We start from the raw sequence: 15397 nt of genomic DNA on the forward strand, positions 1-15397 counted from the left end.
TTTTTCGCTTTTAAAATGGAAGTCATACAAATGCAACACCAATTACTTATTACCACAATCGCTGCCGCAATGCTTATAAGTGGATGTTCTGACATGCTGCAACAGAGCAAAAACTTACCAACTGAGGCATCAGAAGATGTCGTGAGAGCACCGTATAAAAATGGTGATGATATTCCTGCTACAGCATATATTGAACACGATGAAGTCTATAATCCAGAATCTGTGATACCACCTCAGTGCTATACCAAAACTGATGGGGTTAACAACCCATGTTATGCGTGTCATCAGTCTTATCATGAACAAAAAAATCGTCCTAATGTGATGAATGATGGTGATCTTCAAGGTGATTACGAATTTTCAGATCTCGGTTTAACTAACCACTGGAAAAATTTGTTTATTGACCGAACTGAGCTTATCAAAGGGATCTCAGATCAAGAAATTACTAACTGGGTAAAGCAAGACAACTACAGCTCATTTATCGAAAAAATTTCTAAAGATGCTGGTTGGAAGGGTGAGATAACACCGATTAAAGATCTCGCATTCCCTGAAAAAGCGTTTGATGAATTGGGATTTGCTCGTGATGGCAGTGGTTGGGTAGCTTTTAACTACAAGCCTTTTCCTAGCACATTTTGGCCAACGAATGGCTCAACGGGTGATGTCATGATCCGCCTTCCTCGCTCGTTTCAAACTTTAAATGGAGCGTATAGCCAAGATGTTTATCTTGCCAACTTGAGTTTAACCGAATTGGCCGTAAAAGGGCTAAAGGAAATCAGTGTGCCTCAGATCTCTGAGCAACGTGTTGGCGAAGATCTCAACGGTGATGGAAAGCTAAGTGCTGTCTCTAAAATTGTTGCGCAGCCTAAGTATGTCGGTGACAGCGACGAAATGTTAGCGCATATGCTCTACCCCGAAGGTACGGAGTTCTTGCATACGGTACGCTACTTAGGCGTTGATGAGCACGGTGAAATCTATAATGCTCCGAGACTCAAAGAGCTGCGCTATATGAAAAAGCATAACTTCAAGTCTAATCAAGAAATAGCGGCTTCCTATTATCGAGAAGCAAAAGAGAAGGAGTTCGAAAAGATGCCTGTGACAATGTATCTAGGAGATAGGGGCGTCAATAATACATTTGGCTGGACCGTTAATGGTTACATTGAAGATAGTAACGGCGAGTTGAGACCGCAGCATGCACAAGAACTCGCTTTTTGTAATGGCTGTCATAAAACGGTTGGCTCCACTTACGATCAAACCTTTTCATTTGCTCGTAAGGTAGAAGGTGCCGAGGGGTGGGGTTACATCAACCTGCGCACTCAAAAAGACGTACCAAATGTTGGAGAGCCACAGGGAGAGTTCTTAACATATATGGCACGTGTCGGCGGCGGTGATGAGTTTCGTCAAAACCAAGAGATGCTCCGAAAATGGTTCACAGGTGGTAAAGTAGATATGGAAAAAGTACAGTCTGCGGTTAATTTATACGAGTTGATCACGCCTTCTAAAGAGCGCGCTCTGGCGTTGAATAAGGCATACCTCACAATTGTCAAAGAGCAGAGCTACTTATTTGGTCGTGATGCAACGTTAGTAAAAGCGAAAAATGTCTTACAACAAGTAGACGACTCTCAGGCACCACTTAAAGAAAGCAAGCAATTTGCTTGGGATATGCAACTAGATTGGTCAAAAAACTGATCCCAAGTGGGGGGTGTACTCCCCCACTCCCTCAGCAGAATTTTTAATATTTACATTGAGCTGTGAATAAAGTTTAGATCAGAATTTTACCTACTGTGGCGATTCGGCAATACAAATTTATAGCTAGCGCATCTGATCCCTGAATTTAATGTTAAGTTATTTAAAATCAATTACTTATTTTTTTGTTTACTTTATTACCCGATGATTAAAACGACCTGTTTAAATCACAATTCATCACTCAGAGATCACGATTTTACCAAGCTGGTGGTAGAGCAGATCGTGATTTTACTAACTTGAGGTCACTTAGTTGGTAAAAACATGAGTTGGTACGAGTCAGATCGTATTTTTACTAACTTAGAGTTGAGAAATGATAGAAGTAGGCCGTTGAATTGTCATATTTTATCGCAAAATTATCGTTTATCTTTATCCGCATCAATCTCAGATCGTAATTTTACTAACTTAATGCTTGAAAAAACCGATTAGAGATCACGTATTTACTAACATAACTCTTTGAGATCGGGTTTTTACTAACTAATCCATCAATTTTATCTCAGGTGGATCACATATTTACTAAGTGGAGTGGTGCCAGACTACATATAGATCAGGTTTTTACTAACTTTATGGGGGAGTTTTAATGAGGAATTGAGAAAACTAGGTGATGAAGGTAGTAAAATCATGATCTGAGCTGCAGGTCATCGGTTACCTGCAGCTCTGGAGCTTAAAATATCTGTGAAGACACAACCACAATCACACCTGACAAGGGAAGTAGGTAAAAAAGTGATCTCATCCAATTGGGCTTATAAGTTAAGCACACTGCAACGAGTAAAACAGATAGAGCCATTTGCCCACAGAACATCAAGCTACCGTAACCTATCGCTTGGGAAAGGTTAACGATAAAACTTAGTAAAATAATGATCCATCCACTCAAGTTAAAGCGCTTAGTTTGTGCCTGATTTGGCCTCGTGCCAAATACACTTTTGTAATGTGCCGTTTTAGCCATCGCAAAAGCGTAAAAAGCACCTAAGCATAAAAGCATTGCTAAGCCATACATCATGCACGTTGCTCCGCAGTTACTTGGGTGCGTTTATTACTAACGTTTTTGTTGGCGGTTGCTTTTTCAGCAAGCTTTTTCGCTTGCATGTAAAACATCAAAGCAGTTGCAATAAAAGCTAAATCAAAGCTGGCCAAAATCCAGTTTCCTTCTTGGATATAGGTGATCAAATTACTGCCAGTTGTGAGTGCATTGCAAACGGGAAGTAGCAACCAAACAGCTGCATTGCCATATGCGAGCCATTGCCAAGCGCGTTTGTCTCTAAATAACGATGTGAACAAGGCTGTTGCTAACCAAACCACAAAGAAGACCAACACTTCTTTATCAGCTCTTGCTACCATCTCTGATGGTAATAAGCGGTTGGCATAAAAGAACCCCGATGTTGCCAAAGGTAGTCCCATAATCGTGGCAATATTAAGGGTTTCTACGAGCTTTAGTCCAAAGCTTGCCGTTTGTGTCGGTTTTAGACGCTCTCTGATGCGCTTTGCCCACATAATGCAGCCACTGGCAATCATAATACAGCCGGCAATACCGCAGATGAAATACAGCCAGCGCAGCCCTGGGTGTGCTATCCTTCCGCTGTGTACTGCTATCATGCCGCCGTAAAGCATTTCTGCATTACTTGGGTCTAACCGAGCGGTTTGAAGCAGCTCACCTGTCGTACCTGAGTATTGCCAATATGGGTATTCATCTCGAATTAAAGTACCATTGTCACCATATATTTTGATGTTAACAGCGGTATTACTTGGGTGATCAACGATGACGCGTTTAATTTTTTGCTCAGGCCAGTTTCGATAAAAATGCGCAAAAGCAGTCTCAAAAGCTGGCTCGTTGAGTTTTTTGCCAGATGCTTCAATACGTTGTCTTTCGGGATAGAAATCCGCTCTAAACCCTTTTAGTCCATCCCCGTATAACGTTTCAGCCGGATTTGGAAAGAGCATAAATATCAAAGTTATTAGGCCTGTGTAGGTGATCATAAGATGAAATGGTAGAGCCAACACTGATGACAGGTTATGTGCATCTAACCATGCTCTCACACCTTTTTGGGGTCTAAACTGAAACAAATCTTTAAAGATGCGTTTGTGTATGACTATACCCGAAATTAGCGCTATCAGCATAAATAAGGAAGCAAAACAAACAAGCCATCTCGCTAGCTTTCTATCCATATAGTGCAAATCGAAATGGAGTCGGTAGAAGAAGTTACCGCCTTTTGTTTCTACAAGGCCCTCAATTGGTAAGAGTGTATTCGGGTCAAGTCGTTCATCAAGCCATTTGTCTCGTTTGCCTTCTTCCTGGCTATGCCTATGAGATACTTGAAGTTCGGGTTGCCTGCTTGATGGTAGTCCAATCCACCACCTATTTGCCTCTGGCGCAGCGGTGTTTAAATACTCTAGACCTGACTCTATGAGACTATGTTGTTGTTGTTTATTGTGCTCTATATTATGGACCGCTGGCTGATTCCACAAACTAATTTCATGGCGGAAAAAGCTTATGGTACCAGCAAAAAAAATTAAAAATAACAGCCAGCACAGTAGTAGGCCTACCCAGGTGTGCAGCCAAGTCATTGAGCGGAAAAAGCTCTCTTTCATATTCCCCCCTGGATATATTGAGTTAATAAATGCAATCCCAAAATGCTTGATATCAGAGATGACCAAATCCGTTTTTGGCAGCGAACGCCAAATACAGCGATAAAAACGCAGCAGAAAATTAGTATACTGGCACAAACGCTGTACAAGACGGCGTCTACTTTGGAAGTCGGTAAAAGTAAACTAAGCAGAGCTACACTGTATGCGGTAAAAAAATAACCGCCAAATATTGCAGCGCAAAATCGGGACAATACGCTTAGCCGATATCTAAGAGTCAAGGCATTGTCTGCTTGTGACATAATGTTCCTAATGTTTTTTCACAGATCCCTAATTATCCACGAATAGGTTTGCAAATGACAGTAATTATCATTGCTAAATGCGTTAAAGTAACAGAACAACGAGTTGAAAATTTGGCGTTAAAACTTTGGCTACAAGTAAAATGCAAGGCTGAATAACTGGTAACAATGTAAAAAGGTATGTAAATAATTTATTTTTTATATTCGCGAAAACTAAGTAAAGCAGTACTGCAGACCAATAAATATATGCTATTTCACGATGTGAGAAATCTTTTTTATGGTCTAAGGTCTCACTATAACGCTAACTAAAACACTTTTGGATAGTAGAAGCTATTCACTGTTGCTAAAAGACATATTTCGATGAAGTTATTGGAAGAAATTAATAACTGCCGCCTTTGTTACAAACAATTTGGTTATGAACCTCGACCTGTAGTGCAAGGTTCTAAGTCGGCAAAGATACTCATTGCTGGGCAAGCGCCTAGTCTGAGTGTGCATAGAATAGGTAAGCCTTTTGATGATGCGAGCGGTAAACGTTTAAGAATGTGGTTGGGAGTGAACGAGGCGCAGTTTTATGACCCGAGTTTGTTTGCAATTGTACCTATGGCTTTTTGTTATCCCGGAAAAGGAAAAAGTGGTGACAATCCTCCGCCGAAGATATGTGCACAGACTTGGCGAGAAAAAGTGTTGAGAGAATTTATTGACGTAGAGTTTACGATTTTGATTGGGCAGTACGCACAATCATATCATTTAGACGATTTCAATAATGTGACAAAAAGTACTCAGCAATGGTCGAGGTATTTGCCGTCAAAAATCGCGATACCACATCCAAGTCCGCGTAACTTTCATTGGTTGAAAAGTAACCCATGGTTTGAGACTGATGCAATTCCTGCATTAAAAAGGAGAGTTGAAACCATAATAAATAACTAGTTTATACCTACATGTAGACTTAAAGGAGTTGCCAATTTGACTTACTTCTACCATAATCGCTTCATACGTAGCGGTTTACAAAAAATAACAATTTAATTCAAAGGAACTGAAAATGATTTATCATATATCGGGATGGAGCTCGGTAATTATTTCAATGCTTGCTATCTTTCTTAGCTATCAACCTGGTGCAAACTCCGTCATTGGCTTTTATCTGTGCTTATTTGCCTTACTAGTCGCTGCATTTGCTAGCCATTTGGGACATGTACTCTACTATCGAGTCGTTTTTGCTTTATCTATTGTTAACGTGTTATTTGTAAATGATGGAACCAATATTGCCTTGCTGACGAGTCAAAATAACTGGGTTTATATCGGTTCAATGTATGGTATTTATATTGTTGTTAGCAGCATTTGCGGGTTTTTAGTTAGTAGAGAAGATTTGCTAGGTAACAATCTTCGTAGAAAACAGCAAAAGCGGCAACAAAAACATACAGCGCTTTAACGCAGATAAAATTAGCCTTGACTGTGAAAGACTGTAAATGTGCATCTTTTTGCATTTTTACAATTTATATGGCTGTGTAAGCTTTGATCGTATCAGCTAAGTAAAGCTGAGAGTCTCGTTATCATACTGAGCTAAACGTGCGTTGAAGCTTTGATGTTTTCTACAGTATAAATATTTGTTTCCCCAATTATTTCTTTGAAATTTATACGTATTCTATTATGTGATTTTACCCTCCTTCACTACACTTATCTTACGAATTAGAAAAACTTAGTTAGCTCAGTGACACTGTCTAACCTCTGGTAAGTTCTTCAAATCTCGGTCAATGAATAAATATTTAAGCCGGCAGAGCTTAAAATTAACGCAGTTGTTAAGGAGTCTACATGTATTGGGGTTTACTCATTGTCGCTGTGCTTTTAGGGTTATGGTTGCATTATCGATATAGCTCATCGTCAGAAATGTTTCCACCGCTTGAAACAGATCCCGATGACCCACTGTTGTTAGAAGCGGTTGAACTTGCGAAGGAATCGATAGACGAATTCAAAACATTATTTTTAAAATATCCAAAAGATGCATTTGTAAAATTAGGTTTTGAAAGTGACCATGGTGTGGTTGAGCATTTAGGGGCTCACGTTGAAACAATCAAGGGAGATGAAGTCAGTGTATTTCTTGTGACTCCCCCAATTACGCACAGTAAAAAAATGGCCCACAACTTTGTCTGTCAGCTCGATGACATTGAAGATTGGCAAATCACAGATGATATGGGCAACATTTATGGTGGATTTATTCAGCGCGCCATGTTTACGATTGCACAGCGAGACGGCATAGATTTACCGCCTGAGCTAAATGCAATGAAGGAAAAGTATTTAGATCTTTAAGGTTGCTCTGCAAATTCCTTAAGGGCCTGGCCTGTAAGGCGGTATATGATCCACTCGTCTTGTGGCTCTGCCCCGATGCTTTGATAAAAGTCGATAGCGGGCTTGTTCCAATCCAAAACAACCCACTCAAATCTTCCACAGTCTTTCTGTACAGCCAGTTGTGCTAAATGCTTCATTAAAGCTTTACCAGCACCAACGCCTCGTCTATCTTGCGCTACATAGAGATCTTCGAGGTATAAGCCATATTTACCCAGCCAAGTTGAATAGTTGAAGAAATATACTGCGAATCCGATTGCTTCACCCTCTTGCTCACAAATTACCGCATGTGCACGTACATCTTCCCCAAACAGTTTAGTTTCAATTTCTTGTACAGTGTTAAGTACAGCATCTGGCTCTTTTTCGTATATGGCAAGTTCGCTGATAAAGTGCAGTATTGTTGCAGCGTCTTGCTTTTGGGCTGGGCGTATTGTTAAGTTCATAATTGTTCGTTCTCTGTAATAATTGACTTCGCTTTGTATCAGTGTAATGGTTAGTTTGTTATGAATAAAGTGCATGTTTTGCACACGCTGTATGCATATAATACATGAGTAATATCCCTAATATTGATTTAAACCTACTCAAGCTGTTAGCAGTATTGTATGAGGCAGGATCAGTAACGCAAACAGCGCAAGTTTCACATATGAGTCAGTCTGCTTGTAGCCATGAGTTGACGCGCTTAAGAGAGCGTCTAAATGATGAGCTATTTGTCAGAGTTAACAATAAAATGTTAGCGACAAACTATGCCCATCGACTTGCCAATGAGGTACTCCCTGCTTTAAAAGTGATCTCCCAAGGGCTAAAAGAGTCGAAGGAGTATGACCCAGCTTACAGGTATCACTTTACAATCGTAGCCACTGATTACACGGCTTGGTGCTTAAAACCTTTTTTGAGCTATTTGCTGACAAAATTCAACAATATATCTGTACAAGTTATACAGCTTGAACAACGGCTCCCAATTCAGGCACTTAAATAACTTCAGTTGGATATTGTGTGTGGGTTTGCACATAAACAAGAGAAGTCAGAGAGTTTAGCTCAGCTCAATTGGCTTTAAGTAGAGTATGTTACGCTAAGCTGCCAGCGCATAAGCCCTAGTTTAAACCTAACAATAAAAGCTTTTTTAGAACGCAGTCATGTAGTGATAGTTCCATGGAACGAGTCTCGGGGCATTGTTGACAAAACCCTAGCACAGCAAAAAAAGTGAGGCGAGTGATACTTTCAACGCCTCATGTGCTGGTTGCGCCTACCTGTTTACAAAATACCGACTGGCTGCTTACAATGGCCCGCCAAATATGCTGAGGAAATCGCACCTAGGTTGAAGTTAACAATCCATTCTCCTCCTTTGAAAATACCAAATTATCATGTGAAGCTTTATTGATATCGTACTCGGCAACACAATCCCAAATTGCAGTGGTTTATTGAACAGTTCCGACGATTTCACATACCGGGTTAAGGTTTTTATTCGGTTCAAACACGGCCCTATATATAGTGAAATAAATGATGTGGTAGTGAACGGAATCAATGCTGTCTGCGTATAAGCTTTAAAAATTTATACATGGACTTAGAATGACTCAAGTTAAATTAAGCGTGGCCGCGCTAATGGTGCTACTTAGTAGCGTAGTTCATAGTGCAAGCTTGGAACCCAATGGGGTTAAAAAAGGTATGACACAAGTAGGTCAAACCGCGCGTATGACTTATCTGTTTTGGGATGTATATGACATCAGCCTTTATACTGCTTCAGGCCAATATGAACCGTCAGCCCCTTTTGTTTTACAGCTAACTTACTTACGAAACCTCAGTGGAGAGGACATTGCAGAGCGCTCTTTAGAAGAAATGGAGAAACAGGGCTTTCGAGATGAAGAAATGGGCAGAGTTTGGCTTGAACGAATGAAAAACATTTTCCCTAATGTCGAAAATAACTACTCGCTTTACGGCTTGCGAACGCCCAGCGGAACCGCACAGTTTTACAACTCTGAAAAGCTGTTGGGGGAAATTGAAGACCCACTGTTTACGAAATGGTTTTTCGATATTTGGCTTGGTGATAAAACTTCTGAGCCAAAAATGAGACTTAAGTTACTGGGAGGTAAGTCATGAAGCAGCTATTGATAATTTGTTCCCTAGTCTTTCTATCTGCTTGCCAATCATCAGTGCAAAGCGATGAGTACAAAGTAATATCGCCTAATATAGACGTGTTTACTTTCTTTAGTGGACAGGTTTATGCATGGGGTATTGTACAAAATCGAAGCGGACAACTAGTTCAAAGGTTCAAAGTAGATATAAAAGGCGAGATTGGCCAAGACAATACGCTGATACTAGACGAAACATTTTCATATGGATATGGTGAAGGCGTAAAGCACCGAGTGTGGCGTATATCAAAACAGGGCCAAGGCTTTACAGGTGATGCCAACGATATAGCGACACAAGCTGTCGGGGATGTATTTGGTAACGCTTTGAGATGGCAGTATGAAATGGATTTGCCTGTCGATGATACAACGTATAGAGTGGCATTTGATGATTGGATGTGGGCTTTTGATAAATGTACATTGATGAATCGTTCATACATCAAAAAATTCGGGCTGGTGGTCGCTGAAGTGACAATTTTTATGCAGAATCAGGAGCTACCTCTTGGCTGTACAGGGGCTTTACACCCATAGATATGCACATGTAATTGCTTAAAGGCGTATTCATACCTTGAAGCGCCTTATTCTGATGAGGCTGTTTGTTAACCCGTTTTTGAATCAAAGTTAAACTAAGTGTGACTTTGTTATGCCAGAGCGAATATCATAATTTTCCTTCCATATAGCGGTCGATTTCATGAGCTATATGTGTTTCGATCTCTTCTTCTAAGTCAGCCTTTGACGTATTGTGCATTTCGACAACTCGATTCGCTTGTTCTGCTTTCAGTAGCTTATTTTTAAGTCGATACTCCCATTCTGGCAACGTTTTATCATACCTAGGTACAACGCTAACGATGGCAAAATGATTTTGCCAAGGCGAGGTATTTTCTTTTTGGCAAAAAGTCTCAATATGATCTTTGCCTTGCGGCCCCATACATCCTGGTTCAAGACGCAGCTGGATACAAACCTGTAAATCGCTCATAAACTCTCCTCACATCATAGTTTATTTGAGTCTAGCTATTTTCATCGAAATTTAAAACACCGAGAAACGTTTACTTTAGCGCAAAGTACTACTCATATATTGATTTAAGATAACGCCAATATGCATTCTCATAAATGATGGTGCTGTTGTCTGAAATGTTGCGGGCTTATTTGCGCTACTTTGGTAAATACACGCCTAAATTGTCTACTGCTTGAGTAGCCACAGTTTTGTGCAACCCATTCAACACTTTGGTTGCTGCATTGTAATAACTGCTTAGCGTGGCCTACTTTTATGTGTTCTAAATATGCGTGAGGCGTAATGCCCAAATGCAGCGTAAATAATCGACTAAGCTGCCGTTGAGAAAGGCACGCTATGTTCGCTAGCTGATCGAGGGAATAGTTTTTCTCAACATTGTTGCAAATTTCATCCTGAATTTTGTGGATACCACGATGCATATGATTGCGAAATTGTAACCAACTACTGAGTTGCGGGTCTTGGCCAGTACGGCGAAAGTACACCAGCATCTCTCGCGCAACTTGCGCGCCAATGTGCTCGCCGTATCGAGTCGTTATGTAATAAAGCGTCATATCTATACCAGAGCTTATTCCAGCACTACTAATGAGGTTATCGTCTTCGACAAAAATACGATTTTCTAAGGCTTGGCATTCTGGAAAGGCAGCACGCATTTTATCGATAAGTCCGTAATGTGTTGTGTACGACTTTTTGCCCAGCAAACCGGCTTTTGCTGCGAGTAATGCGCCGGAACATATCGTCAATATGGTATGGCGATCTACCTTTTTCTTTAACCAGCATATTGTTTCAATTGCGTCGTCAGTGGTGTAGGCTGTAAAGGCCTTATTACAACCCGGTAAGACAATAATATCCTCGGGTTGTAAGTGCTCGGGAAGCGGGTCGAGGTTTTGTAATTGTAGGCCGCCGTCGAAAGTAAACTGTTGAGATGCACTGACATACCTAATCTCGAGAGATACGCCCAAGCGCCTTGCTTCCAAAAATACTTGGAGGGGCCCTGCAAAGTCCAGTGGCAGGGTATCAGATAATAAAACAAAATAAATTGTCACTTGTTTCCCCATATTGTTTTATTGCCTTCACGCCAGCCACAGACAAATGCGTTGGCGTGACTCACCTTAACACCAATTAGCCGACTTATTCACCTGCAATGTGAGGCTGAGACGGCTAATTTTTGATGCACTGTGGTGATCGCATTAATAATCGGAATGAGCATGAATTGAAGCAAAACGTTTGGCAAGGACTAAATTTGTTCTCGCTTGAATCTCTTTAGCAGAATACTGTGTATCTGTATCTGTATCTGTAACTGGGCAGTGCATGTCAAAAGTGAGTGTGGTATCTGTGACAAACTCCACCTTAAAACCTAAATCAAACGCTACCCGTGCAGTTGTTTCGCAACACTGTTCAGTGCGGATCCCGGTTATAACAATCGTATCAATCCCACTGCGTTTAAGCCAAGTAGCAAGACCGGTATCCGTAAACGCATTGTGCACAGATTTGTAAAAGACTTTAGTAAATTCTTGTGGCAAAAAGGCCATTGGTTTTACGAGCCCAGTTTTTGGATTGAATGGACTGTCATCTGCATCCTCCCTGCTATGAAGAATTTTCACGATGGGTTGGTTATCTACTTTAAATTTATCAACGAGGCTTAAAAGGTTCTTTTTAAATGTGTCAAAGCCATTGTCCTGCCAGTAATCGGTTTCAAAGAACGAGTCTTGTGTGTCTATGATGATAAGTGCTTTTGTCATGTTGAGCTCCTAATTAGGGGGTTGTTGCTAAACAATATAAACGCTGTTTGGAAGCGCGTAGATACAAGATCCTGACAATAAGAGGACACATTAAGACATGCTTATATAGAGAGTGAGTTTTATACAGCTTTGTGTTGGCAAATGGGCTTTTGTCTATACAAAACGAAGAACGTATGTCTAAAAATAAAGGCATATACTTAATTGTGTGTATTGGTAAGACCAAAAGAGACGAATTTATTGTGCCACTACAGTTGGATATCGTCTCATCGCAGAGATAAGAAAATTCAGTAACAGGTCTGCCAATAACCACATAGCAAAAACAACACAAAGGAGCTTATAATCGCGAAAAGAATGGAAGGGGCAGCACAAAACCGATTTTGAACTTTAATTGATACCCGTTTCGATATAGGACATCTAAGAAAGTAGTCAGTTTGTTGCTGTAATCACCTTTTAAACTTTGTTTTTACATCTACACTTTAAGTGACATTAGGATGAAAAAGCATGCAGACTATCAAGACCCTCTTATTGGGAATAATGCTTTTTAGCATTCATGCAAAGGCCAAAGATCCCAAACTGATATGGTTTACCGAAGACTATCCACCGTTCAATTATCATGTGAACGGCAATGTGGAAGGCATAGCAATTAATGCGTTAAAGACGATATATCGAGATCTCAATTGGAATTTTGATGAAAATGAGGTCATGCTATTGCCTTGGCCTAGGGCTTACCATATGACCCTCTCAAACCACAATGCATGTATATTTTCAATGACCTACACAGAAGAGCGAGCCAAACTTTTTCAGTTTGTTGGGCCCGCAATGGATAACCATGTTGCGATTATTGGTCATAAAGAAACCAAGTATCAGTTGTCTGATTTAAACAGTTTGGGCGAGCTTAAAGTGGGGGTTGTGAAAAATGACATCGGTCATCAACTGTTGCGTCAAGCGGGGGTGAGTAAAGAAAGCTTGGTATTTTTGGCATCTGGCTTTGAATTAGTACAAATGCTTAAACTAAAGCGTATTGATTTGATTGCATATGGGGATGTAATTGCAAGATATCAGTTTAAGCGCGCAGGTATTGATCCCTCTCACTACCGTATCGTTTTGCCATTGAGGTCTTCATATTTAGGCTTTGCCTGTAATCAAGGTGTGAGAAAGCGCTTGATTGATCAAATGAATGAAGCATTGAAAGCGATTAGGCAGCGCCAGCCAGAAATTTTTAACCCAGAATATTTTTATTCAAAGTCGGAATGAGTGTCGCTACTCACTCCGGCTTTTGTATGTTTAATCAGAACTTTTACGCGCCTGGACCACACTCTAAACAATGCTGAATGATATCAGGTCCAAATTTGAGTTTGGCATTAACATTTCTTAGTGCCGTTCTCACACCTTCTTCTATCACGGGGTGATAAAAAGGCATATCGAGCATTTGTGGTACGGTCATTTTGTTTTGCACCGCCCATGCTAAAAGGTGTGCGATATGCTCTGCTGCTGGGCCAATAAACTCAGCACCTAAAAATAGACCAGTCCCCTGCTCTGCATAAACGCGCATATGTCCTTTATTTTTTAACATAACGCGACTTCGGCCTTGGTTTTCAAAGCTTACTTCACCTATTTCGTAACACCCACACTCACCATAATTGGCTGTTAGCTGTGCGTAATTGTCGCCAACCATGCCAATTTGTGGATCGCTAAACACTGCGGCAATCGGCGTACGTCTTAGGCCATTTCGAATATCAGGGAAGCGCCCTGCATTGGCTCCGGCAATGGTGCCTTGATCTGCGGCTTCATGCAGCAACGGTATCTGGTCGCTGGCATCACCTGCAATGAAAATATGGCTCTCACCACACTGCATGGTATGTGGATCTGCAATTGGTACGCCGTGATCTTGTAATTCAACCGTGGTGTTTTCTAAGCCGAGATTGTCTACATTTGGAACTCTGCCGGTTGCAGCAAGTACATAGTCAAACTGCTCTGTTTGTGAATCCCCCTGTTTGTCGATGTAGCTGAGCTGTGCTTTGTCATCAACAACTTTCATATCCGATACTTTTGCATCTGTATCAACATAAAACTCTTCAGCAAATACTGTATTCGCGTAATCTCTAATTACGGGATCTGTCAATGGGCCAATATTACCGCCTACCCCAAACAGTTTCACATTCACCCCTAAACGGTGGAGTGCTTGGCCAAGTTCAAGCCCAATGACACCTGGGCCAAATACTGCAACGGATTCAGGGAGATCCTGCCAATCAAACACATCATCGTTAATGATGAGTTTGTCTCCAAATGCCAGAAATGGCGGCGGAATGTTTGGCCTTGACCCCGTTGCAACAACAAATCGTTTTGCTGTAATCACCGTATGGTCATCTATTTGTATGCGGTTATCATCCAAAAATTTAGCATGGCCGATGATGCGGTCTTCTTGAGGTAACTCTTCTACAGCTTCAACAACAAAGCCGACAAAGCGGTCTCGCTCACTGCGCACTCGCGCCATTACTGCTTTACCATCTATTTGCGGCTTTTCTGTCAGTACACCAAATTGAGGCGCATGCTCGACACTATGTGCAGCTTCAGCAGCAGCTATTAACAGTTTACTTGGCATACATCCAACACGTGCGCAGGTTGTGCCGTATTTCCCTGACTCAATCATTAAGACATTGGGCGTATACTGTTTGGCATTTCGATATGCGCTTAAGCCAGCTGTTCCAGCACCAATTACAACGACATCTGTTTCAAGCTGTTTCATTATTACCTCACTTAAATTTGAAAAGGGTTACACAGGGGCTGTCAAACCCCTTTACAGTACTGGTGATTAATTGTTTTCAAAGTAAGTTGTTAAATCATCCGAGCCACCAATATGTTTGCCGCCAATGAATACTTGTGGCACGGTCTCACGACCTGATAGTGCTTTTAGACTGGTTAAACTGGCCTGTTGACCCAACACTAACTCTTCATACACTAGACCTTGCTCACTTAGTAACGCTTTCGCTTTAGCACAATAAGGGCAACCAGGTTTGGTGATAATAGAAACTGGCTCTGGTTTTTTCTGATCTGGATTGATATATGCCAGCATAGTGTCCGCATCTGATACTTCAAACGGGTCGCCTGGTAAATCTGGCTCAATGAACATTTTTTCAATGACGCCATCTTTTACTAGCATTGAGTAGCGCCAACTACGTTTGCCAAAACCAAGGTCGCTCTTGTCTACTAACATGCCCATACCATCGGTAAACTCGCCGTTGCCATCTGGAATAAGCGTGACATTTTCAGCTTCTTGATCTTGTGCCCATGCATTCATTACAAAGGTATCGTTTACTGACATACATACTATGTCGTCTACGCCGTTTTGCTTAAATACATGAGCAAGTTCATTGTATCTAGGCAAATGTGTTGATGAACATGTTGGCGTAAAAGCGCCTGGTAGTGAGAAAACGATTACAGTCTTACCTTTAAATAGCTCATCAGAAGTAATACGTTGAAACTCCTCGCCTACGCGGATTGGGAACGTCACAGATGGTACAGTTTTACCTTCAATATTGTTTAGCATTTTTCTATTCTCCTCGAAAGTTG

The 15397-nt window shown here is 41.1% G+C and carries 17 protein-coding genes; 9 read left to right on the forward strand and 8 right to left on the reverse strand.

Annotated features, from left to right (window positions below):
* Positions 1 to 30 precede the first annotated feature (30 nt).
* On the forward strand, positions 31 to 1683 hold the full coding sequence (locus N482_RS16090) for a hypothetical protein (protein WP_063377998.1): 1653 nt from the start codon (positions 31 to 33) through the stop codon (positions 1681 to 1683).
* A 718-nt stretch (positions 1684 to 2401) separates the two neighbouring features.
* On the opposite strand, the gene N482_RS16095 is transcribed toward N482_RS16090, so the two are convergent.
* Together N482_RS16095 and N482_RS16100 are read right to left on the reverse strand one after the other, a co-directional pair.
* A complete protein-coding gene (locus N482_RS16095; RefSeq protein ID WP_081228005.1) occupies positions 2402 to 2737 on the reverse strand; it encodes a DUF3325 domain-containing protein in 336 nt (111 codons plus the stop codon).
* Positions 2734 to 4323, reverse strand: a complete 1590-nt coding sequence (locus tag N482_RS16100; RefSeq protein ID WP_063377999.1) for a PepSY-associated TM helix domain-containing protein — start codon at positions 4321 to 4323, stop codon at positions 2734 to 2736. Before N482_RS16100 ends, N482_RS16095 begins: the two co-directional genes overlap by 4 nt.
* A gap of 42 nt (positions 4324 to 4365) precedes the next feature.
* Here N482_RS16100 and N482_RS24935 point away from each other — a divergent pair, with 42 nt between their 5' ends.
* From N482_RS24935 to N482_RS16115, 4 genes are all read left to right on the forward strand, one after another.
* The gene (locus N482_RS24935) at positions 4366 to 4539 is read left to right on the forward strand and encodes a hypothetical protein (protein ID WP_155730615.1); all 174 of its coding nucleotides are present in this window, start codon (positions 4366 to 4368) and stop codon (positions 4537 to 4539) included.
* 437 nt (positions 4540 to 4976) lie between these two features.
* Positions 4977 to 5543, forward strand: a complete 567-nt coding sequence (locus N482_RS16105) for a uracil-DNA glycosylase family protein (protein WP_063378000.1) — start codon at positions 4977 to 4979, stop codon at positions 5541 to 5543.
* Positions 5544 to 5655: 112 nt separating this feature from the next.
* The gene (locus N482_RS16110) at positions 5656 to 6042 is read left to right on the forward strand and encodes a hypothetical protein (RefSeq protein WP_063378001.1); all 387 of its coding nucleotides are present in this window, start codon (positions 5656 to 5658) and stop codon (positions 6040 to 6042) included.
* A gap of 380 nt (positions 6043 to 6422) precedes the next feature.
* Positions 6423 to 6917 (forward strand): DUF2314 domain-containing protein, encoded by a 495-nt coding sequence (locus N482_RS16115; protein WP_063378002.1) that lies wholly within the window; start codon positions 6423 to 6425, stop codon positions 6915 to 6917.
* On the opposite strand, the gene N482_RS16120 is transcribed toward N482_RS16115, so the two are convergent.
* Positions 6914 to 7396 (reverse strand): GNAT family N-acetyltransferase, encoded by a 483-nt coding sequence (locus N482_RS16120; protein ID WP_063378063.1) that lies wholly within the window; start codon positions 7394 to 7396, stop codon positions 6914 to 6916. The genes N482_RS16115 and N482_RS16120 overlap by 4 nt on opposite strands.
* 104 nt (positions 7397 to 7500) lie before the next feature.
* Between N482_RS16120 and N482_RS16125 the strand changes: the two genes are divergently transcribed.
* The 3 genes from N482_RS16125 to N482_RS16135 all read left to right on the forward strand — a co-directional run bounded on the left by N482_RS16125 (position 7501) and on the right by N482_RS16135 (position 9607).
* Positions 7501 to 7929 carry a LysR family transcriptional regulator gene (locus N482_RS16125; RefSeq protein ID WP_063378003.1) on the forward strand — a complete coding sequence of 143 codons (429 nt, stop codon included), beginning with the start codon at positions 7501 to 7503 and terminating at the stop codon, positions 7927 to 7929.
* A gap of 590 nt (positions 7930 to 8519) precedes the next feature.
* Positions 8520 to 9047: a chalcone isomerase family protein gene (locus tag N482_RS16130; protein WP_063378004.1), complete on the forward strand. Its 528-nt coding sequence runs from the start codon at positions 8520 to 8522 to the stop codon at positions 9045 to 9047.
* Positions 9044 to 9607: a DUF3833 domain-containing protein gene (locus tag N482_RS16135; RefSeq protein WP_063378005.1), complete on the forward strand. Its 564-nt coding sequence runs from the start codon at positions 9044 to 9046 to the stop codon at positions 9605 to 9607. The genes N482_RS16130 and N482_RS16135 overlap by 4 nt, the downstream gene beginning before the upstream one ends.
* A 127-nt stretch (positions 9608 to 9734) precedes the next feature.
* Here N482_RS16135 and N482_RS16140 read toward each other — a convergent pair whose 3' ends face one another.
* From N482_RS16140 to N482_RS16150, 3 genes are all read right to left on the reverse strand, one after another.
* A complete protein-coding gene (locus N482_RS16140; RefSeq protein WP_063378006.1) occupies positions 9735 to 10052 on the reverse strand; it encodes a hypothetical protein in 318 nt (105 codons plus the stop codon).
* A 128-nt stretch (positions 10053 to 10180) separates the two neighbouring features.
* Positions 10181 to 11131 carry a GlxA family transcriptional regulator gene (locus N482_RS16145; RefSeq protein WP_063378064.1) on the reverse strand — a complete coding sequence of 317 codons (951 nt, stop codon included), beginning with the start codon at positions 11129 to 11131 and terminating at the stop codon, positions 10181 to 10183.
* A 144-nt stretch (positions 11132 to 11275) separates the two neighbouring features.
* Positions 11276 to 11827: an isochorismatase family protein gene (locus N482_RS16150; protein ID WP_063378007.1), complete on the reverse strand. Its 552-nt coding sequence runs from the start codon at positions 11825 to 11827 to the stop codon at positions 11276 to 11278.
* 501 nt (positions 11828 to 12328) lie between these two features.
* On the opposite strand from N482_RS16150, the gene N482_RS16155 reads away from it, so the two are divergent.
* Positions 12329 to 13081, forward strand: a complete 753-nt coding sequence (locus N482_RS16155; protein ID WP_063378008.1) for a substrate-binding periplasmic protein — start codon at positions 12329 to 12331, stop codon at positions 13079 to 13081.
* 43 nt (positions 13082 to 13124) lie between these two features.
* Here the strand turns inward: N482_RS16155 and N482_RS16160 are convergent, their stop codons facing one another.
* Positions 13125 to 14573: a dihydrolipoyl dehydrogenase gene (locus tag N482_RS16160; protein ID WP_063378009.1), complete on the reverse strand. Its 1449-nt coding sequence runs from the start codon at positions 14571 to 14573 to the stop codon at positions 13125 to 13127.
* Positions 14574 to 14639: 66 nt separating this feature from the next.
* Positions 14640 to 15374 (reverse strand): glutathione peroxidase, encoded by a 735-nt coding sequence (locus N482_RS16165; protein WP_063378010.1) that lies wholly within the window; start codon positions 15372 to 15374, stop codon positions 14640 to 14642.
* Between the last annotated feature and the right edge of the window lie 23 nt (positions 15375 to 15397).

Origin of the sequence: Pseudoalteromonas luteoviolacea NCIMB 1942 (assembly GCF_001625595.1) — a bacterium.
Taxonomy (GTDB): domain Bacteria; phylum Pseudomonadota; class Gammaproteobacteria; order Enterobacterales; family Alteromonadaceae; genus Pseudoalteromonas; species Pseudoalteromonas luteoviolacea_A.